This is a genomic window from Gordonia oryzae (assembly GCF_003797185.1).
GTDB lineage: Bacteria > Actinomycetota > Actinomycetes > Mycobacteriales > Mycobacteriaceae > Gordonia > Gordonia oryzae.
This window is the reverse complement of sequence record NZ_RKMH01000002.1, coordinates 152,561-173,239: the sequence shown is the minus strand read 5'-3', so window position 1 is coordinate 173,239 and position 20,679 is coordinate 152,561. Positions and strand designations below refer to the sequence as shown.

Below are 20,679 nucleotides of genomic sequence, written 5' to 3'. Positions count from 1 at the left end.
CGGAAGAATTGGGAGACACACCCTCGCCACCATCGGGGTCGGCGGCGAAGTGATCGACGTCCCGGCGGGCGACCGGAGGTTCGTCCGAGTTCGTCAGGAGTGTGAGGCGCACCCACGTGAGGGGGTGTGTGCCACCCGCATGCGGTGCGACTATCGGTCGACGCCCAGCCAGACCGCCAGGCCGAGTCCGGCGATCCCGACGGCGATCCGCAGCGGCGCCGCCGGTAGACGTTTCACGGTCGGCGGCCCACACCAGCCACCGGCGAGACAACCGATCGCCATAGCCAGCGCAGCCGTCCAGTGCACCAGACCCGAGACCGCGAACACCAGTGCAGCCACGAAGTTGGCGATCCCGAGGAACAGCGATTTCAACAGCGTTGCCCGCCAGAGTGATTCGCTGGTGAAGATGAGCGCCAGTGCCAGCAGCATGATTCCGGCGCCGGCGCCGAAGTACCCGCCGTACATCGAGACGACTGCCAAGCCGACGTACCAGATCCAGGGCCGGTCGACGTGGTGGGATGCCAGGTCACGCAGCCGGGGTTGCAGGAGCAGCGCAATCGACGCGATGGCCACCAGGTAGGGCACCGTGACCTTGAAGCTATCGGCGGGCGCGAGGAGCAGAACGACCGCGCCGACGGAGCCGCCGATCAGTGCGGCCACGCCCCCGACGACGAGGCGGCAGCGGTCGCCGTCGAGCAGGACGCGCCCGGACTGACCGAGGCTGCCGATCCCGACCGACACCAGTGCGACGGTGTTGGTGACGTTTGCCGCTATCGGCGGCAGGCCCACCACCAGGAGTGCCGGATAGCTGACCACGGACGCCAGGCCGGTGACGTACCCGATGAGGCCCGCCCCGAACCCCGCGGCAGCAAGCAGGAGGTGGTCGAGGATACTCATCGGCCGTGGGGCACGCTCAATGAGATGAAGCGCCCGGTCGACGGCACCTGGCGCCGACCGTGCGTCATGTCAGTGCGCGAAATGCCGTGCACCAGTGAGGTACAGGGTGATGCCGGCCTCGTTGGCAGCCTCGATGACCTCGTTGTCGCGGATTGATCCGCCCGGCTGCACCACGGCGCTCACGCCACCGGCGATCAGCACCTGCAGGCCGTCGGGGAACGGAAAGAACGCGTCGGAGGCGGCCACGCTGCCGGCTGCCCGCTCGCCGGCGCGGGTAACGGCGAGGTGCGCCGAGTCCACTCGGTTGACCTGACCCATGCCGACACCCACCGAGGCGCCGTCCTTGGCCAGCAGAATCGCGTTGGACTTCACCGAACGGCAGGCGCGCCAGGCGAATTCGAGATCGCGAAGGGAGCCCTCGTCGGCTGGGGCACCGGCCGCCAGCGTCCATGCGGCCGGGTTGTCGCCGGAAGCGTCGAGGATATCGCGGTCCTGCATCAGCAGACCACCGGAGATGGGCCGCGTCTCGATTCCGCCGCGTTTGGGCGGGACGGCGCGCAGGATGCGAATGTTCTTCTTGCGCTGCAACACCGACAACGCGCCGTCGGCGAATCCCGGGGCGATGAGCACCTCGGTGAAGATCTCGGCGACCTGTTCGGCCATCTCGACGGTGATCTCGCGGTTGGCGGCGATCACCCCGCCGTAGGCGCTGACCGGGTCGCAGGCGTGCGCTTTCCGGTGCGCTTCGCCGATGTCGGCGCCGACTGCGATGCCACACGGGTTGGCGTGCTTGATAATCGCCACGGCCGGCCCGTCGAAGTCGTGCGCACTTCGCCACGCCGCGTCGGAGTCGGTGTAGTTGTTGTAGCTCATCTCCTTGCCGTGTAGCTGTTCTGCCGACGCCAGGCCATCGTGGTCGGCGGTCGATAGATACAAGGCCGCGGCCTGATGAGGGTTCTCGCCGTATCGCAGCACCGCCGAACGCGCCCAGGTGGCGCCGACCCACTCGGGAAATCCGGTTCCGGTGGACTCGTGTTCACCCTCAGTAGTCACCGTAGGCGGGGCCACCACGCTCGACATCCACGAGGCCACCGCCACGTCGTAGTCGGCGGTATGCCGGAAAGCCTTGGCTGCCAGTTCTTGTCGCTGCCGCAACGAGAAACCGCCGTCAGTCACGGCAGCGCGCACGGCGTCGTAATCGTCAGGGTCGACGACGACGGCCACGCTGGGATGGTTCTTGGCCGCGCCGCGCACCATCGACGGACCGCCGATGTCGATCTGCTCGATACACTCGTCCGGACCGGCACCGGAGGCGACGGTATCGGTGAACGGGTAGAGATTCACCACAACGAGATCGAAAGCCGCAACCCCCAATTCGGTCAACTGATCGACGTGAGCAGGTTTGCGGGTATCGGCGAGGATACCGGCGTGCACCGAGGGGTGCAGCGTTTTGACCCGGCCATCGAGGCACTCGGGAAATCCGGTCACCTCCGATACCTCGATCACCGGGACACCTTGTGCGGCGATGGTCTTCGCGGTCGACCCGGTGGACACGATCTCCACTCCGGCGCCGTGGAGTGCGGTCGCCAGCTCCGCCAGCCCACTCTTGTCGTAGACGCTGACCAGAGCCCGGCGAATGGGGCGGCGGGAGGCGTCGGTGCTGGGTGCGTTCACGGAATGTGGGCCTTTCGTCCGTCGATGACAACTCCTCGGGTGACGAGATCCGTCACCACGTCGGCGAGCAACACGCGCTCGACCGATTTGATACGTGCGTGCAGAGAATCCGTGCTGTCGCCATCCTCGACGACAACCGGGACCTGGGCGAGCACTGGACCGGTGTCGACGCCCTCGTCAACCAGGTGCACCGTCGTGCCGGTGACCTTGACCCCGTAGGCGAGAGCGTCGGCGACCCCGTGGGCGCCGGGAAACGCCGGCAGCAGCGCGGGATGCGAGTTCACTATCCGTCCGCCAAAGCGTCGAAGGAATTGGGGACCAAGGATTTTCATAAATCCGGCGGTCACGATCCACTCCGGCGCGGATTCGGCGACCTGCGCAGTCAGCGCAGCGTCCCACTCCCCGCGGTCGGCAAACCCGGCCATCCTGCACATGATGAGCGGAATGCCCTCACGCGCCGCGATCGCCGCGGCGCGGCACTCCCGGTCGACGGCGATGGCCGCGACGACGAACGGCGCCCCCGGTTCTGCGGCGCGGGAGAGCAGGGCCTCGAGCAGCGATCCCGTCCCCGATGCCATGACGACGATCGCCACACGATCGGCGGTCGGGGTGTCGGAGAGAGCGCCAGTCACACGTGCGAGCCTAGTGGGCCGGTCACAGACCGACGGCGTCGGGGCGGCAACTGCCACCGTGTTCGGGCAGAGGCAAACGCGCCGGAAACGACGATCAGCGTTTCGTACGGGTCACGGCATCCGCGTCGTCGAACGTCCATGCCTCATCGGGATCGTCGAGGTCGTCGGGGTCGATCCGCGCTGCGCGGGTCTGGTGCGGGCGTGCTGTGGGCGTCGCGTCGATGTCGCTGCCTGCGGGGTCGGTTCCGGCCGCACCATCGGCATCGGTTGTGTCCTCGCCGTCGTATTCGGCGTCACCCCCGTGGAGGTCGCCGTCGACGAGAGGGTCCTCAACGTAGCCGTCATCTATCTCACCGTCGGCCAGATAGTCGTCGGTGTACTCGTCTGTCGCGTCATCGTCTGCGCCGACGATGTCGAGCCAGTCGCCGTCATCGGTGTCGGGGTCGGGACCGGCCACTGCTGATGTGCGGGAGCGCAGTGCCGGCCGGAAGTTGAGGACGAGGCCGATCACGAGTCCGGACAACCCGATCCACCCCAGCGTGTACACGCCGGCGGTAACCAGCGTGATACCCGCGGCACCGATCTCCCCGAGCGCGCCGCCGGCCAGCCAGCCGAGCACCACCATCGTTGTCGCGGCGACGGCGGCGGCCATGCCGATCGAGCGCGCGTACCGCAGTGGGTCGGCGGTGCGGCAACGCCAGGCCACGACACCGCCGATCACGAGTGGAACGAGCAGCCCCGACGCCGCCCACCACGCCGTGTGCTCAGGCAGAACGGCCAGTGCCGGCAGAGCTGGCACCGATCCGCCGCGTGCGGCGAAGAGATCGACGGACGCTGCGCCGACGTGCGCCTCGGAACCGACGAGGACGGCGGCCGCTCCGATGATCAGGTTGGGCAAGTACAGCACCGACAGCAGGGTGAGTCCCAGGTAGCCGTCGAAGTCGTAGCCGCCGGAGACGAGATCGCGTAGCGCGTCGAATTTCAGGATCAACCGCAGCAGGATCAGCAGGCCACCTGCGGCGAACAGTGCGAGCACGGCCGCGAATCCGTAGCGGATACCGCGGCGGTCGGCGGTGCTGAGGCGGCTGGTGACCAGTTCACTCCTGCCGAGAACGACCCCGGCGGTGGCGGCGAGACCTTGGACAACGAGGGTGAGGCCGAACGCCTCGAGCGCGTTGGGGCTCTGGATGGGCAGCACCGATGAGCCGTCCATCACGACGGCGAGCGCGATGGCCGTCATCAGCAGCGCACCGGCGATGGCCGACGCGCCGACGGCGACGTACTCGGAGAGCGTGTGACGGGACCGGCAACTCGACGCCACCACCGCTGCGGTTCCGCCGGCGACGAGCAGGGTTGGCAGCATGGGCAGGATGCCTATGCTCACCCCGGCGATGCTCACGGGGACCTGGTTGACGGCGAGCCAGCAGGTGGCGACGGCAGTTCCGATTCCCGACAGTCCGCTGCCGGCCATCATCAGCACCGCCAACATGATGACCAGGGCGACGAGGACCGAGACGACCGGTACGGCGAACGCGATCAGGATCAGCTCGCGCGGGCCACGTTCAGTGCGGCCATGATGGGCGCGACGGGCCCGCCGAGCGTCGCGAAGTCGGGTCGCGAGGTTGTCGGCGGAGGCAACTGTTCTCAGCGTGGACATTGGTTCGAGCGTGGCATGTGGGGCGTGCGTGGTGTCGCAGACGCGCCGCAGTCGAGTCAGAAAGCGATCAAACGCACGCTCTGCGCGCAGACCTAGCAGAAGGGAGCGCTCACGGCGAACCCTCTGCCAGATCTGCGCGAGAGAGGCGCTGACGTCAGCTGTTGGCCTGCGGGGGCTCAGGCTTCTGGAAGATCGAAGTGCTCTCGGATCCGGCGACGGCCTCGGATCCGGCCTGCGGGACCGCCGCGGTCGCCCCGGGAGCCGCCCCGGCCGACGGAGCGGCGTGCGCGCCCTGCCCGTATCCGGCATACGACGACGGATCATAGCTCGGCGCAGCCGGCTGGGCACCCGACGGTTGCGCGCCCGACGGTTGAGCGGTGGCGCCCGACGGTTGAGCGGTGGCGGCCGAGGCACCCGACGATGCGGTGCCCACGGTCGGGTAGGCCGTCGTGGCCTGGGTCGCGCCCGGGATCACCGCGGTCGCGCCCGGCTGGGAGGCGGCGCCCTGTGCCTGCGAGGTGACCCCCGCACTGGAGGCGCCGTAGCCGTATGCGGCGGCGGCCGGCGTCGAGGCGGCCGCGGGGTCCGTGGTCTGCGCCGGGGTACCGGTTTCGGGTGCGGCGGCGGTCTTGACGACACCCAGGTCGACGAGCAACCAACCGATGGCGAGCAGGAAGATCAGAATCGAGAGCACCAGCAGAATGATCGCGCCGGCACCGTGGCCGCGTGAGTAGTTGCTGGACTCGTCCAGATCGGCACCGGAATACATGATGATGGTGAGCAGCACTCCGGCGGTCGCCCCGGCCGCGACGATCGGCGCCACCCGGTAGGACTTGATCAGCCCGGTGAACGCGAGGAACCCGGTCGCCACAACCAAGACGTATGCGGCACTGAGATCGGAAGCGAAAAGCTTCTGCGTGTCGCTGGCCACGCTTCCCTGGATGGTGTAACCGGCCGCGAACCCGCAGAAGAGCAGGACGACGGCGAGCACACCGATGGTGGCCGCGAGGACCGGTGCCACGATCGGCGGGACGCCTGCGAACGGTTGCTTGGGTGCGGCGGGCTGGCCATACGTCTGGCCATAGCCCTGCTGGCCGTATCCCTGTTGCCCGTATCCCTGCTGGCCGTATCCCTGCTGGCCGTATCCCTGTTGCCCGTAGTCCTGTTGCCCGTGGCCTGATCCGTAGCCCTGCTGGCCGTATCCCGACTGCTGGCCGTATCCCTGCTGACCGTAGGCGGACTGGTCACCGTAGCCCTGTTGGCCGTAACCCTGTTGGCCGGCGGTCTGGCCGTAGCCCTGACCGTAGGTCGGCTGCTGCGGGTAGCCCTGCGGCGAGGATGCCTGGCCGGGCTGCGAATAGACCGCTCCCTGCGGGGTCTGTCCGGACTCGGGCTGCTGCCCGTAGCCGCTTCCTGGCTGGTAGCTCATGTGATTCTCCTGCCGAATACGTGTCATGTCGCGCCTCCCCCGGCGCGCACAGTTGTCGCGCCCCGAGCGCACTCACCCGACCACGCTAGTACATAGCGCGGACTCACCCCAGAGTCCCGTGCCCGGTTGTGGATGAACCGGAGGTGGCGGGCGGCCGGTTGTCGGTTGGATGAACGACAGGGTCGGCGGGGTCGGGGCCGGGCTGCGAGAACTCAGGCTACGAGGCGGAACCAGCGGCAACACAAGGAGTCACGAGGCGCGTCGCTCTCGCTCCTCACACCTCGACCACCAGGTGGACGGGTGTCGGCGCTGAGGGAACCTCGACAACCTTGTTGATCACGACGAAAACCCGTCACCAGGGGTGTTTCGCTCCTTGCTCTTCGTACCAGGCGATCAGCGAGTAGTCGTCGACCGATCGTGGATCGATGTCGACCGACCGGCCGGCGAGGACCGAGGTGACCGGCACCTCGAGTTTCTTGCCGGTGCGGGTGTGCGGAATGGCCGGGGCGACGATGAGCTCGTCGGGCACGTGGCGTGGCGAGAGCCGGGACCGGATCTCGCTGACCACCCGAGTGCGCAGGTCGTCGTCGAGTTCGGCTCCGGGGACGAGGGTGACGAACAGCGGCATCCAGTACGCGCCGTCGGGGCCGTCGACGCCCAGGACGAACGCCTCGGCGATCTCGTCGATGCTCTCGACCACCTCGTAGATGTCGGCAGATCCCATTCGGATGCCGTGTCGGTTCAACGTGGCGTCGCTGCGGCCGTGGATGATCAGCGATCCCCGGTCGGTGACGGTCACCCAGTCGCCGTGTCGCCAGACCGGCGTCGTCGGCCCGACCGAGCTCCATTCGTGCTCGAAATAGGCGGCACGATAACGAGATCCGTCGGGGTCGTTCCAGAATCCGACCGGCATCGACGGCATCGGGGTGGTGATCACCATCTCGCCCACCTCGTCGATCACCGGGGTGCAGTCCGGTGCCCAACTCTGCAGCGCGACACCGAGATAGCGGACCGACAATTCCCCCGGAACCACCGGTTCGCCGACCGAGCCGCCGGCGAAGGCGGTCACCACATCGGTGCCACCACTGATCGAGGACACCGGGAGTCCGTGTGCCACATTGTCGTCGATCCACTCGAAGAGGTCGCCGGCCAGCGACGACCCCGTGCTGCCGATGGTCCGCAGTGCCGACAGATCATGATCGCGCCCGGGCACGAGCCCGGCCTTGCGGGAGGCCTGCAGCTGTCCGGGGCTGGTACCGAAGTAGGTCACCTTCTCCGCGGCGACGATCTGCCACAACCGATCCGCGTCGGGGTACAGCGGAGAACCGCTGTAGCAGACGATCGTCGAGCCGCACAGCAGACCGGCAACCTGGAAGTTCCACATCATCCAGCTCAGCGCCGTCTGCCAGAAGAACACGTCGGACTCGTCGAGATCGGCATGAAGCGCAGCAGCTTTGAGATGTTCGACGACGACCCCGCCGTGGCCGTGCACGATGCCCTTGGGCCGACCGGTGGTACCGGAACTGAACAACACCCACAGCGGATGATCGAACGCCACCGGCACCGGCTTCGCAGTGGCCGCACCGCTGATGGCGCTCGCGTAGGACAGAACCCGCGGACCCGATTCCGGGCGGTGGTCGGTACCGCCGACCACGATGTGCCCGGTGAGCTCGGGCAGCGCTGCGGCGAGCTCGGCACTGTCGGAAGTCTTGTCGATGTCCTTGCCGTTGTAGCGATATCCGTCGGCCGAGAACAACACCTTGGGATGCAACTGCCCGAGCCTGGCCGAGGCCCCCTCGGGGGCGTAATCCTGCCCGCACCCCGACCAGATCGCACCGAGCGACGCGGTCGCGAGGAACGCGATGACCGCCTCGGGAACGTCGGGCAGGTACGCGGCCACCACATCCCCGACGCCGACTCCGAGATCGGCCAGGGTCGCCGCCAGTGCCCCGACCATCTGCGGCAACTCCGACCACGCGATCGCCGTCCGGTCACCGCTCTCGCCGATACCGACGACGGCCGCGCGATCGGCGGCCGCTCCGGTCCCGACCGCGCGGGCGTGCCGCAACACCTGATCGACGTAGTTCAGTTGCACCTCGGGAAACCAACGGGCGCCGGGCATGTCGAGTGAGGCCAGCACCGCGACGTCACCGTCGGCGAGCGGACCGGCGACCTCGGAGAGCTCGAAGAACTCCCACACCGACCGCCAGAACGCGGCCGGCTCGCTCGTCGACCACGCCCACAACGCCGGATAGCCGGACACGTCGATGCCGTGTTGCCGTGAGACCGCGTCGACGAATCGAGCCATCTGCGAACGCTTGTCGGTGGTGATCACCGACCCGACACCATCGGTCATCGCAGCGTTCCGAGGATCTCGATGGACTCCTCGCGCATCTGGACCTTGCGGACCTTGCCGGTCACCGTCATCGGGAACTCCTTGACCACGTGGACGAAACGCGGGATCTTGTGGCGGGCGATCTTGCCGGTCGCGAACTCGCGGACGTCGTCGGCGGAGAGTTCGGATGCGCCGTCACGCAGCTGAATCCACGCCATGAGCTCCTCTCCGTACTTCTCGTCGGGGACACCGATCACCTGCGCATCGAGGATGTCGGGGTGGGTGTAGAGGAATTCCTCGATCTCGCGGGGGTAGATGTTCTCCCCACCGCGGATCACCATGTCCTTGATGCGCCCGGTGATCCGGACGTATCCGTTGGGATCCATCACCGCGAGATCACCGGTCCGCATCCACGGTGAGCCCTGCGGATCGGTCGGTTCGGGGATGAGTACCTCGGCCGACTTGTCCGGCTGATTCCAGTAGCCACTCATCACGCTGTAACCGCGAGTGCAGAATTCACCGGTCTCGCCGCGTCGCAACGTCTCTCCAGTGAGCGGGTCGATCACCTTGATCTCCAGATGCGGACCAACCCGACCGACGGTGCCGACCCGCAGTTCCAGCGGATCGTCCATGCGGGTCTGTGTCGACACCGGTGAGGTCTCGGTCATGCCGTAGCAGATCGACACCTGCCCCATGTGCATACGGTCGACCACCTGGCGCATGACGTGTTCCGGACACGGCGAGCCCGCCATGATGCCGGTACGCAGCGTCGACAGATCGAATTCGGCACCCGAATCGAGCAGGGCGAGTTCGGCGATGAACATCGTCGGCACGCCGTAAAGGCTCGTGCACTTGTGGTCGGCGACGGCGCGCAGGGCGGCTTCGGGATCGAAGGTCGGCGACGGGATCACCATGGTCGCACCATGACTGGTGGCAGCCAGATTGCCCATCACCATGCCGAAGCAGTGATAGAACGGCACCGGAATGCAGATCCGGTCGTCGGCACTGTAGTCGAGGAGCTCGCCCACCAGGTACCCGTTGTTGCCGATGTTGCGGTGCGAGAGCGTCGCACCTTTCGGGAATCCCGTTGTCCCCGAGGTGTACTGGATGTTGATCGGGTCATCGGAGGTGAGCCCGGCAGCCCGATCGGCGACCGCGGCGAGTTCGTCCGCGGTGGGTGGCGCGGTGAGCTCGGCCCACTGCGAACTCTCGAACAGCACGACCTCGCGCAGGTCGGGCGCGGCCGGACGTGCCGCGGCCAGCATGCCCGCGTAGTCGGAGTCCTTGTATCGTTCGGCCGCCACCACCACACTGGCACCCGATTGCGTGAGCGCGTACTCGATCTCGTGTTGTCGATATGCGGGATTGAGATTGACCAGGATTGCCCCAATCTCGGCGGTCGCGTACTGGGTCAGGACCCATTCGGCCCGGTTGGGCGACCACAGGCCGACCCGATCACCCGCGGTGACGCCGAGTCTGCACAGTCCGGCGGCGAGCGCGAGGACGTCACGGCGGAACTCGGCATAGGTCCACCGGGCGCCGGTCGGGGCGTCGATGAGGGCCATCCGGTCACCGTGGCGTTCGGTGACGCGAGCCAGCGTCGCCCCGATCGTCTCGGTCAGCAGCGGCGGTGCGGCGTCGCCCCGGGCCCAACTCAGCTCGGAGTCGTCTCGCGTGGAAACCGATTCGGTCATGGTGATCACTTTCCTCCGATGTGGCGGGTACTCAGGTGGTCGGTGCGGGGGAAGCCTCGGTACTCGACGCCGCTGAAGCGGCCGCACGCGAAAGGACGGCTTCGGCCTGACGGAACACCGGGCCGTCGATCATCTGTCCGTCGATACTGAACACGCCGCCCCCGAATTCGGCGGCACCATCGATGACTCGCCGTGCCCACTGGAGTTCCTCGTCACTCGGCGAATAGCCGGCGCGGATGATCTCGACCTGGGAGGGATGGATGCAGGCGGTGGCGGCGTATCCGAGAGCGACGGCGTCGGTCACCTCGTCGCGAAGTCCGTCGATGTCACGGAAGTCGATGTGTACCGAGTCGACGGCGAACTTGCCGCTGGCTGCCGCTGCGAGTCGCACCGCCGAACGCGCATGACGAGCCACATCGCGATAGGTGCCCGAGCGCGGCTCGTCCGGGCCGAATCTGCTTGACTTGCCGCCGAGCCCGGCCACGAGATCCTCAGCGCCCCACATCAGTCCGATGCAGTTGACACCGGCGGCGATGTCGTTGACCCGCACCACACCGGTGGGGGTCTCGATCAAGGCGATAGTCTGTATCGCGGTTTCGGTGACCGACCCCACCGTCTCCGCCTTGGCCAGCATGACGACCCGGTAGTTGGTGTCCGAGAGCGCAGCGAGGTCACGCCGGTAGTCGCCGGTACCTGCCGGATTGATCCGCACGACGGTGCGATCGGGGTCGAGCGGGTGGGCGATCAATGCCTCTCGGGCGGCCACCCGGTTCTCCGGGGCGACGGCGTCCTCGAGATCGAGAATGACCACATCGGCACGGTCGGCGGCCTTCTGGTAGCGCTCGGGTCGGTCCGCAGGACAGAACAGCATCGCAGGTCCTGCGGGCGCCCAGGCATTTCCGAACGATTCCGCCACTGGCAAGGTCATGATCTTCTTCGACTCCTCGGTTGTCCCCTGCACGGATTCCTCGACGTCCTTCTCGGCCTCAGGTCGGTGACGAGTCCGACGGGCGCCTGCGTACCAGTGTCGCGCGTGCCGCCCTGGCGACGATCACCCCGTCCTGGTTGCGGCCGATGTGGGTGAGGTGCACCACCCCCTCACCGAGCCGCGACCTGGACTCGCGTTTGCCCGTGCACTCGGTCTCGGCGTAGAGGGTGTCACCGGCGAACAGCGGTGCGGGAAAAGCGACTTCGGAGAAACCGAGATTGGCCACCAGGGTGCCCTGGGTGAGCTGCGCGACGGACAAGCCGACGATCGTGGAGAGGGTGAACATCGAATTGATCAGTCGCTGCCCACCGAATCCGGGTTGCGTCGCCGACCACGCCGCATCGAGATGCAACGCCTGGGAGTTCATCGTCAGCGTGGTGAACAGGACGTTGTCGGCCTCGGTGACGGTGCGGCCCGGTCGGTGCTCGTAGATCGTGCCCTCGGCGAACTCCTCGAACCACAGTCCGCGCTGCACCACCCGGACCGGCGCCGACGTCGCTTCAGCATTCTCGCTCATGAGAATCCCAGCTCGCGGGCGATCAGCATGAGCTGGACCTCGGTGGTGCCCTCCCCGATCTCGAGAATCTTCGAGTCCCGATAATGGCGGGCGACCGGATATTCGTTCATGAAGCCGTACCCACCGTGGATCTGGGTGGCCATGCGCGCGTTGTCCATCGCGGCTTCGCTGGCGATCATCTTGGCGATGGCGGCTTCCTTCTTGAAGGGTTTGCCCGCCAACATCTTTGCCGCCGCATCGTAGTAGGCGGTGCGGGCGACGTGGGCGCGCGCCTCCATCCGGGCGATCGCGAACGACACCGACTGGTATTGACCGATCGGTTTGCCGAAGGACTGGCGCTCCTTGGCGTATTTCACACTCTCGTCGACGCATCCCTGCGCGACGCCGGTGGCCAACGCGGCGATCGCGATTCGTCCCTCGTCGAGGATCGACAGGAAGTTGGCGTACCCACGGCCCCGCTCGCCGAGGAGGTTCTCCTTGGGGACCCGGACGTCGGTGAAGGTCAGCGGATGGGTGTCGGAGGCATTCCACCCGACCTTGTTGTAGGCCGGCTCGGCGACGAAACCGGGTGTGCCCGAGGGCACGACTATCGTCGAGATCTCCTTGCGGCCGCCGTCTTTCACACCGGTCACGGCGGTGACGGTGACCAGCGAGGTGATGTCGGTGCCGGAGTTGGTGATGAATTGCTTGGCGCCGTTGATGATCCACGAGTCCCCGTCGTCCCGCGCGGTGGTGGCGGTGGCACCGGCATCCGATCCGGCGCCGGGTTCGGTGAGCCCGAAGCCGGCCAGCGCCCGGCCTGCGGTCAGATCCGGGAGCCACCGCCCCTTCTGCTCGGGGGTGCCGTACTTGTGGATCGGCATGGCGCCCAGGCTGACCCCCGCCTCGAGGGTGATGGCCACCGACTGGTCGATCTTGCCGAGTTCCTCCAGCGCCAGTGCGAGCGCGAAGTAGTCGCCACCCATGCCGCCCTCCTCCTCGGGGAAGGGCAGGCCGAACAACCCCATCTTGCCCATCTGGGCAATCACGTCGTACGGGAAGCTGTGCTCGGCATCGTGTTTCGCCGAGACCGGGGCGACGACCGATTGCGCGAAGTCGCGCACGGTGGCAATGAGATCGGTGTATTCCTGTGTCAGTTCCATGGGCGGGAGTCCTTGTCGTGCGTCACGTCTGCGAGCTTGTCATGCGGCGTCGGGAGTGGGGGCCGGGCTGTCGATGTGGGCGAGTTGCTGACCGGCGGAGACCTTGTCGCCCACGGCGACCGAGACGGTGGCGGTCCCGTCGATCGGTGCGGTCAGGGTGTGTTCCATCTTCATCGCCTCGACCACCACGATCGCGGTGCCCGCACCGACCTCGTCGCCGGTGGCTGCTGATACCGCGACGACGGTGCCGGGCATCGGGCTGACGATGGTGCCTGCTGTTTGCCCGGCGTCGGCGTCGAGGACGGTGCGGGTCAGTTCGACGATCCACGTGCCCGCGGGACCGGAGGCCCACCACTGGTCGCCGATCTCGGCGAGCGACCACTGCTGACTGATGCCATCGACGATCAGCCGTGCGGTCCGGTCGCTCGTGGTGGCGTGCTGGGCAAGGTATTCCACGTGCGCGGTCCACGGCTGTGCCGTGTTCTCTTCCGCGCCAGTCTCGTCCGCGCCAGTCTCGTCCGCGGCCGGGGCGCCCTCGTCGGGATCGGGTGTGGTGGTGATGGTGACGTCGGCGGTGATCCAGCGTTCGTCGGCGCCGTGGACCTCGGCCGACACCTCGCGGCGGTGGGTGCCTGCACTGAGCCTGCTGACGACCGGCGCGTGGGCGCCGAGCCGGAAACCGACCTGACTGTCCCACACGTCGTCGGCGCGCCGGTTGCCGACTCGGGCGAGACCGACCAGCGCCAGCGCCTCCGGAACGGGTTCGGGCGCAGCGTAGTCGGCGGCCAGCCGGTCGAGCAGCTCGGTGTCGAGGCGAGCCTCGCGCACCTCCGGCCGGGCCAGCACGAAGCGGCAGAAGTCGATGTTGGTGACCACACCGAGAACACGGGTCTCACTCAGCGCGTGGTCGAGACGTTCGATGGCCTCCGCGCGATCGCCGCCGTGGGCGATCACCTTGGCCAGCATCGGGTCGTAGTCGCTGCCGACGACGAGGCCCGGCAGCATCGCCGAATCCACCCGCACCCCTTGGCCGGCCGCGGTGTCGGGCTCGGCGAGCGAGACGATCTCGCCGCCGGTCGGCAAGAAGCCGTTGGCGGGATCCTCGGCATACACGCGGGCCTCGATCGCATGCCCGACCAGCGTCACGTCCTCCTGCGCGATCGCGAGCACCTCGCCCCGTGCGACGCGAATCTGCTGTTCCACCAGATCGATTCCGGTGACCATCTCGGTCACCGGGTGCTCGACCTGCAGTCGGGTGTTCATCTCCATGAAGAAGAACTCGTCGGGTCGGTGGGCGGACACGATGAACTCGACCGTCCCCGCACCCGTGTAGCCGACGCTACGGGCGGCATCGCACGCGGCCTGTCCGATCCGCTCCCGCGTCGCGGCATCGAGCAACGCCGACGGCGCCTCCTCGATGACCTTCTGATGACGGCGCTGCAGCGAGCACTCGCGCTCGCCGAGATGGATGACGTGGCCATGGGTGTCGGCGAGAACCTGCACCTCGATGTGGCGCGGGGTGTCGACGAAGTGCTCGAGGAACAGCGCGTCGTCACCGAAGGCCGCCGACGCCTCCCGCCGGGCCCTGGCCAGCGCGTCGGGCAGGGCGTCGGGGTGCTCGACCCGGTGCATGCCCTTGCCGCCGCCGCCCGCACTCGGCTTGATCAGCACCGGGAAGCCGATTTCCGGTGCGGCGGCGATGAGATCGTCATCGGTCAGTCCGGGCCGCGACAACCCGGGTACCACCGGCACCCCGCGTTCGGTGACCGCCGCGCGTGCGGTGATCTTGTCGCCCATCGTCGCGATCGCCGATGCCGGCGGTCCGATGAACGCGATGCCGACCGTGGCCAGCGCGTCGGCGAATTGTTGGTTCTCCGAGAGGAATCCGTAGCCCGGGTGTACGGCGTCGGCACCGGCGGCCTGCGCGGCGCGCACGACGGCGGCGATGTCCAGATAACTGCCTGCCGAACGCGATTCCCCCGGGGCCACCAGCGATCCCAGATGCACGGCGGTGTCGGCCTCGCGGACGTGGCGGGCGTGCGCGTCGGGGTCGGTGTAGATGGCGACGCTACGCAGGCCCAACCGGCGCAGTGTCGCGATGACCCGGCAAGCGATCTCGCCGCGATTGGCGACGAGGACCGTCCGGATGGGCCTCACCACGGCGGCCGCGGGGTCGGCCGCCCCCGTGTTCGGCGTGGACGGTCCTGCGCTGGAACGGATGTCAGAACTCGTGGTCATGTGTCTCACATCCGGAAGACGCCGTAGCGCGGTTCGGTCAGCGGCGCGTATCTGCACGTCTCGAGCGCCAGTCCGAGCACGGTGCGCGTGTCGGCGGGATCGATGATGCCGTCGTCCCACAGGCGCGCGGTCGAGTAGTAGGCGTCGGACTGTTGGGCGAACTGCTCCCGGATGGGTTGTTTGAAGGTCTCCTCCTCGTCGGTCGACCATTCGCCGCCGGAGCGTTCGATCTGGTTGCGGCGCACGGTGGCCAGGGTGTCTGCGGCCTGCGGGCCACCCATCACCGAGATCCGCGCGTTGGGCCAGCTCCACAAGAACCGTGGCGAGTACGCGCGCCCGCACATCGAGTAGTTGCCGGCCCCGAAGGAGCCGCCGATCATCACCGTCAACTTGGGCACCCGGGCACAGGCGACCGCGTTGACCATCTTGGCACCGTTCTTGGCAATTCCGCCTTCTTCGTAGGCGCGTCCCACCATGAAGCCGGTGATGTTCTGCAAGAAGATCAGCGGAATACGCCGCTGATCGCAGAGCTCGATGAAATGCGCCCCCTTGAGGGCGGATTCGCTGAACAGCACGCCGTTGTTGGCGATGATGCCGACCGGATGACCGTGCAGATGTGCGAACGCGGCGACCAGGGTGGTGCCGTAGTTGGCCTTGAATTCGGTGAATTCGCTTGCATCGACCAGGATCTCGATCACCGAACGCACGTCGTAGGGGGTGCGCGGATCGGTGGGGACGACGTCGTAGATGTCGGTCTGCGGTCGTGTCGAGGGCCGGGCAGCGGTGAGCTCCCATTGCGCGGGGTCGCGGGGGCCGAGGGTCGCGACGATCTCGCGTACTTTCACCAGGGCCTGCTCGTCGTTGTCGACGAGGTGGTCGGTGACCCCGGAGACCGAGGAGTGCATCGCGCCGCCGCCGAGATCCTCGGCCGACACGTCCTCTCCAGTGGCCGCCTTCACCAGCGGTGGGCCGGCCAGGAAGATGGTGCCCTGGTTGCGCACGATCACGGTCTCATCGCTCATCGCCGGCACGTAGGCGCCGCCGGCCGTCGACGAACCGAGGACTGCCGAGATCTGCGGGATGCCCGCTGCGCTCATGGTGGCCTGGTTGAAGAAGATGCGACCGAAGTGCTCGCGGTCGGGGAACACCTCGTCCTGTTGCAGTAGCATCGCGCCACCGGAGTCGACGAGATAGATACAGGGCAGGCGGTTGGCCGCGGCGACCTCCTGGACGCGCAGGTGCTTCTTGACGGTCATCGGGTAGTACGTTCCGCCCGAGACCGTCGCGTCGTTGGCGATGATCATGCATTCGCGCCCGGCGATCCGCCCGACCCCGGCGACGAGCCCCGCCGAGGGCACCTTGCCTTCGTACATGGCGTGGGCAGCGAGAGGCGCCACCTCGAGAAAGGGCGATCCGACGTCGAGCAGCCCGTCGACGCGGTCGCGCGGGAGGAGTTTGCCGCGCGAGACATGGCGTTCGCGGGCCCGCTCGCCACCGCCGCGCGCGGCCGTGGCGAGGGCCTGCCGCAGGGCGGTGACGTTGGTCAGGTGCTCGTCGCGCGACGTGGACCGGTTCTGCGGTGCGGACTGCGCCGGGCTGGTGACCGTGGAACCCACCGACCCACCTTTCAGTTAGTGGCAATTAACTGAACTCACTGTAACGCACCCGCCTGCGCGGTGTCACGCAGATGCCATTGTCCCAGCCGACGTGACGACGATCACGATTTTTCGTATCGTGATGGTGAGCCCACCACCCCCGGGCCACCAGCACCTGCGTCTCCCCACCCATGGGAGTCGCGCGCCACAACTACAGAAGGCCAGGTAGAACCCATGACCCTCGCCCCGCATGCCCCCGCGACCAGCGGTCTCGAAGACCGCTACGTCCGTGAATCGGGCACCGTCTTCCTCGGCGGCATCGCCGCCCTCGTCCGCATGGTGCGCGATCGAGCGCTCGTCGATCGCCGCATGAACCAGCGCACCGCGTCCTTCATCTCCGGATACGAGGGCTCTCCCCTCGCCGGTTACGACCTCGAACTCGCCAAGCGTCGCGCACTGCTCGAGCCCCTCGACATCGTTCATCGCCCCGGCCTCAACGAGGAGCTCGCCGCGACCTCGGTGATGGGGTCGCAGGTGGCCGCCCAGGTGACCGGACTCGCCCCCGACAACGCCGGCAAACCCCGCTCGGGCGTGGTCGGTTACTGGTACGGCAAGGCCCCGGGCCTCGATCGCGCCTCCGACGCACTGCGGCACGCGAACATCATCGGCACCCACCCCGACGGCGGCGCGGTCGCCCTCGTCGGCGACGACCCCGGCGCGAAGAGTTCGACCGTGCCGTGCGCCTCGGAGATGGCACTGGCCGACCTCTACATCCCGATCCTGTACCCGGCGGACTCCCAGGACATCCTCGACCTCGGTGTCCACGCCGCCCACCTGAGCCGCGTCAGCGGGCTCTGGACGTCGCTGAAGATCTCCGCACACGTCGCCGACGGCGCCTCGACGGTGCAGCTCGACCCCACCCGCATCACCCCGGAGTACGGCGGCCTCGGACGTAGCCCGCACGTTCCCTCGGGGCGCCTTCTCGGCGCGAATCTGATGGAGCTGGAACAGAATCAGCTCACCATCCGGATGCCGCGCGCCCACGAGTACGCCCGCCTCAACGGCCTGAATCGGATCACCGTGCGCTCGAGCGACGATCGCATCGGCATCGTCGCCGCCGGCAAGACCTACCTCGACGTGCGCGAGGCCCTGCATCTGATGGGTCTTACCGAGTCGGATCTCAACCGCCTGGGAATCCGCATCCTCAAGCTCGGCATGGTGTACCCGCTCGAGCGGGATATCCTGCGGCGCTTCATCACCGACACCGCATCGGGACGCCTTGCCGAGGTGATCGTCGTCGAGGAGAAGCGTGACTTCATCGAAACGATGATGCGCGACATCCTGTTCCGCGATCCCATCGCCCCGCACATCGTCGGCAAGGTCAACGAGGACGGGTCCACACTGTTCTCGCGCTTCGGCGAACTCGACGTCGACGCGGTCACCCGGGGTCTGGCCATGCGGTTGGCGCGACACCATCACGTCGACGCCGCGATCGACTGGCTCGACCGCAGCAGCCGCCGGCGCTCACGGATCGAACTGCCACTCGCCGTGCGGACCCCCTACTTCTGTTCCGGATGCCCCCACAACAGTTCGACGCAGGTGCCGGACGCCGGGAGCGAAGCGAGCGGGTCCAGTTCTCCCCGGAATACCCTCGTCGGCGCCGGAATCGGTTGCCACGCCATGGTTCTGCTGATGGACCCCCACCAGGTCGGCGACGTCGCCGGGGTCACGCAGATGGGCGGCGAGGGCGCGCAGTGGCTGGGCATGGCGCCGTTCGTCGAGGCCGATCATTTCGTGCAGAACATCGGCGACGGCACCTTCACCCACTCCGGGTCACTGGCCATCCGCGCGGCGGTGGCCGCGGGCGCCAACATCACCTACAAGTTGCTCTACAACGGTACGGTCGCCATGACCGGCGGCCAGGATCCGGTCGGCGGCTTCAGCCTGACCGAGATCGCGAATCTGCTACTCGCCGAAGGTGTCGGGCGCATCGTCATCACCTCCGACGACCCGTCGCGCACCAAGGCCAACGGCTTGCCGTCCGGAGTGAGCGTGCGTGATCGCTCCGAACTCGCCGACACCCAGCGCGAACTGGCGGCCGTCGAGGGTGTGACCGTCCTGATCCACGATCAGGCGTGCGCCGCGGAGAAGCGTCGCAAGCGCAAGCGCGGCACCCTGGACACCCCGACCACTCGGGTGATGATCAACGAGCGCATCTGCGAGGGCTGCGGCGACTGTGGCAAGAAGTCCAATTGCCTCTCGGTGCATCCTGTTCCGACGGAGTTCGGGCGTAAGACCCGCATCGATCAGAGTTCGTGCAACCTCGACTACTCGTGCCTGAAAGGTGATTGCCCATCGTTCGTCACCGTCACCCCCGGAACCAACGACCGCGCACAGACCGCGACGGCCGCCGAACTCGCCGCCGACTCCTTGCCACGGCCGACGGTCACGCGAGCACTCGCGGGTCCGGGCACAGATGTGGCGACGCTGCGGGTCACGGGCATCGGCGGGACCGGCGTGGTCACCATCTCCCAGATCCTGGCGACCGCAGCCACTCTCGACGGCCATGCCGCACGCACCGTCGATATGACCGGGCTGGCCCAGAAGGGCGGCGCGGTGGTCAGCGACGTGAAGATCTCCAACCGGCCGATCGAGCTGGCCGCCAAAGTCGCCTCCGGGACGTGCGACCTGTACCTCGCGTGCGACTCTCTGGTGGCCGCCGACGCGGTCAACCTCAAGGTCACCGATCCTGATCGGACCACCGCCGTGGTGTCGACCACGCGTATCCCGACGGGTTCGATGGTCGTGGACACCTCGGTCGGGTTCCCCTCGGACGCACAGATCCACGACGTGATCGACTCCCGGGTGGCGCGCGCGGTCTACCTCGATCCGGGAGCCCTGTCGACAAAGCTGTTCGGTCACGAGCAGTATGCGAACATGCTCGCCGTGGGCGCCGCCTATCAGGCCGGCGCGCTGCCGATCAGCGCCGAATCCGTGGAGCGCGCAATCGGTCTCAATGGCGTTGCCGTGGCGGCCAACACCCAGGCCTTCCGCCGGGGGCGTCAGGTCGTGGCCGACCCGGATGCCGTGCGCACCGAGATCGCACGGCTGCATCCAGTGGTGACCACACCCGAGCCGAGCGCGTGGGCGCAGGCGCAGGTGGACGCTCTCGGCAGCATCGACGACGAGTTGGCACACACCATCGCGCTGCGCGTCGACGATCTCGTCGGTTACGCCGACGAGCGTTATGCCCGTGAGTATCTCGACGCCGTCGCACGTGTACATCGCAGCAGCGCGGGCGACGAGCTGACCGACGCGGTGGCTCGCAATCTGTACAAACTCATGGCCTACAAGGACGAGTACGAGGTGGCCCGGCTCACCGCCGACCCGATGTTCGCCGCGCAGGTCTCCGACCAGTACGGCGCCGACGCGAAGGTCGCGGTGCGTCTACACCCGCCGACCTTGCGGGCCGTAGGCATGAAGGAGAAGATGTCGCTCGGCGCGTGGGCCAAGCCCGGCCTCGGCACCTTGGCGAAGATGAAGTGGCTGCGCGGTAGTCGCCTCGATCCTTTCGGCTACAACGAGATCCGTCGGACCGAACGCGCCCTCATCGGCGAGTACCGTTCACTCCTCGACGCGATCGTCACGAGCTGGGAATCGGGTTCGGTCACACCGCAACAGTATTCGTCGCTAGTCGAGCTCGCGGCCCTGCCGGACATGGTCCGGGGTTACGAGGACATCAAGATGGCCAACGTCGCACGCTATCGCGAGACCGTCGCCCAGATGCGTTCGACCCTCGGACTGTAACCCGATCGGCCACGGGCGCCCCTCGCTGCTGCCAGGGGCGCCCGTGGCGTCTGCATCTCCTCATCGTCAATCGA

The 20,679-nt window shown here is 67.6% G+C and carries 13 protein-coding genes; 1 reads left to right on the top strand and 12 read right to left on the bottom strand.

Annotated features, from left to right (window positions below):
* Positions 1 to 150 precede the first annotated feature (150 nt).
* The 12 genes from EF294_RS02770 to EF294_RS02715 all read right to left on the bottom strand — a co-directional run bounded on the left by EF294_RS02770 (position 151) and on the right by EF294_RS02715 (position 16,819).
* A complete protein-coding gene (locus EF294_RS02770; protein ID WP_123925473.1) occupies positions 151 to 897 on the bottom strand; it encodes a sulfite exporter TauE/SafE family protein in 747 nt (248 codons plus the stop codon).
* A gap of 69 nt (positions 898 to 966) precedes the next feature.
* Entirely contained in the window at positions 967 to 2,571 is a 1,605-nt protein-coding gene (gene purH, locus EF294_RS02765) for a bifunctional phosphoribosylaminoimidazolecarboxamide formyltransferase/IMP cyclohydrolase (protein WP_123925472.1), read from the bottom strand.
* On the bottom strand, positions 2,568 to 3,149 hold the full coding sequence (gene purN / locus EF294_RS02760) for a phosphoribosylglycinamide formyltransferase (RefSeq protein WP_221182438.1): 582 nt from the start codon (positions 3,147 to 3,149) through the stop codon (positions 2,568 to 2,570). Before purN ends, purH begins: the two co-directional genes overlap by 4 nt.
* Before the next feature lie 148 nt (positions 3,150 to 3,297).
* Positions 3,298 to 4,860: a cell division protein PerM gene (locus EF294_RS02755; protein WP_123925470.1), complete on the bottom strand. Its 1,563-nt coding sequence runs from the start codon at positions 4,858 to 4,860 to the stop codon at positions 3,298 to 3,300.
* A gap of 154 nt (positions 4,861 to 5,014) precedes the next feature.
* Positions 5,015 to 6,289 carry a DUF5336 domain-containing protein gene (locus tag EF294_RS02750; RefSeq protein ID WP_123925469.1) on the bottom strand — a complete coding sequence of 425 codons (1,275 nt, stop codon included), beginning with the start codon at positions 6,287 to 6,289 and terminating at the stop codon, positions 5,015 to 5,017.
* Positions 6,290 to 6,641: 352 nt separating this feature from the next.
* Entirely contained in the window at positions 6,642 to 8,645 is a 2,004-nt protein-coding gene (locus tag EF294_RS02745) for an acetoacetate--CoA ligase (RefSeq protein WP_123925468.1), read from the bottom strand.
* Complete coding sequence (locus EF294_RS02740; RefSeq protein ID WP_185090926.1) at positions 8,642 to 10,318, bottom strand: AMP-binding protein; 1,677 nt, start codon at positions 10,316 to 10,318, stop codon at positions 8,642 to 8,644. The genes EF294_RS02745 and EF294_RS02740 overlap by 4 nt, the downstream gene beginning before the upstream one ends.
* A 31-nt stretch (positions 10,319 to 10,349) precedes the next feature.
* Positions 10,350 to 11,246, bottom strand: coding sequence for an HpcH/HpaI aldolase/citrate lyase family protein (locus tag EF294_RS02735; RefSeq protein ID WP_123925466.1), 897 nt, complete (start codon positions 11,244 to 11,246; stop codon positions 10,350 to 10,352).
* 58 nt (positions 11,247 to 11,304) lie between these two features.
* Complete coding sequence (locus EF294_RS02730) at positions 11,305 to 11,823, bottom strand: MaoC family dehydratase (RefSeq protein WP_123925465.1); 519 nt, start codon at positions 11,821 to 11,823, stop codon at positions 11,305 to 11,307.
* On the bottom strand, positions 11,820 to 12,965 hold the full coding sequence (locus EF294_RS02725; RefSeq protein WP_123925464.1) for an acyl-CoA dehydrogenase family protein: 1,146 nt from the start codon (positions 12,963 to 12,965) through the stop codon (positions 11,820 to 11,822). The genes EF294_RS02730 and EF294_RS02725 overlap by 4 nt, the downstream gene beginning before the upstream one ends.
* Positions 12,966 to 13,004: 39 nt before the next feature.
* Entirely contained in the window at positions 13,005 to 15,125 is a 2,121-nt protein-coding gene (locus EF294_RS02720) for an ATP-binding protein (RefSeq protein WP_123925915.1), read from the bottom strand.
* 83 nt (positions 15,126 to 15,208) lie between these two features.
* Positions 15,209 to 16,819, bottom strand: a complete 1,611-nt coding sequence (locus tag EF294_RS02715) for a carboxyl transferase domain-containing protein (protein ID WP_425459387.1) — start codon at positions 16,817 to 16,819, stop codon at positions 15,209 to 15,211.
* A gap of 213 nt (positions 16,820 to 17,032) precedes the next feature.
* Here EF294_RS02715 and EF294_RS02710 point away from each other — a divergent pair, with 213 nt between their 5' ends.
* Positions 17,033 to 20,605 (top strand): indolepyruvate ferredoxin oxidoreductase family protein, encoded by a 3,573-nt coding sequence (locus EF294_RS02710; protein ID WP_123925463.1) that lies wholly within the window; start codon positions 17,033 to 17,035, stop codon positions 20,603 to 20,605.
* Positions 20,606 to 20,679: the final 74 nt, after the last annotated feature.

Bases quoted from the DNA above. Each gene is read 5' to 3' on its own strand.
- EF294_RS02730 (WP_123925465.1), bottom strand. From the start codon at position 11,823: ATGAGCGAGAATGCTGAAGCGACGTCGGCGCCGGTCCGGGTGGTGCAG.
- purN (WP_221182438.1), bottom strand. From the start codon at position 3,149: ATGGCATCGGGGACGGGATCGCTGCTCGAGGCCCTGCTCTCCCGCGCC.
- EF294_RS02745 (WP_123925468.1), bottom strand. From the start codon at position 8,645: ATGACCGATGGTGTCGGGTCGGTGATCACCACCGACAAGCGTTCGCAG.
- EF294_RS02755 (WP_123925470.1), bottom strand. From the start codon at position 4,860: ATGTCCACGCTGAGAACAGTTGCCTCCGCCGACAACCTCGCGACCCGA.
- EF294_RS02740 (WP_185090926.1), bottom strand. From the start codon at position 10,318: ATGACCGAATCGGTTTCCACGCGAGACGACTCCGAGCTGAGTTGGGCC.
- EF294_RS02725 (WP_123925464.1), bottom strand. From the start codon at position 12,965: ATGGAACTGACACAGGAATACACCGATCTCATTGCCACCGTGCGCGAC.
- EF294_RS02770 (WP_123925473.1), bottom strand. From the start codon at position 897: ATGAGTATCCTCGACCACCTCCTGCTTGCTGCCGCGGGGTTCGGGGCG.
- EF294_RS02710 (WP_123925463.1), top strand. From the start codon at position 17,033: ATGACCCTCGCCCCGCATGCCCCCGCGACCAGCGGTCTCGAAGACCGC.
- EF294_RS02750 (WP_123925469.1), bottom strand. From the start codon at position 6,289: ATGAGCTACCAGCCAGGAAGCGGCTACGGGCAGCAGCCCGAGTCCGGA.
- EF294_RS02735 (WP_123925466.1), bottom strand. From the start codon at position 11,246: ATGACCTTGCCAGTGGCGGAATCGTTCGGAAATGCCTGGGCGCCCGCA.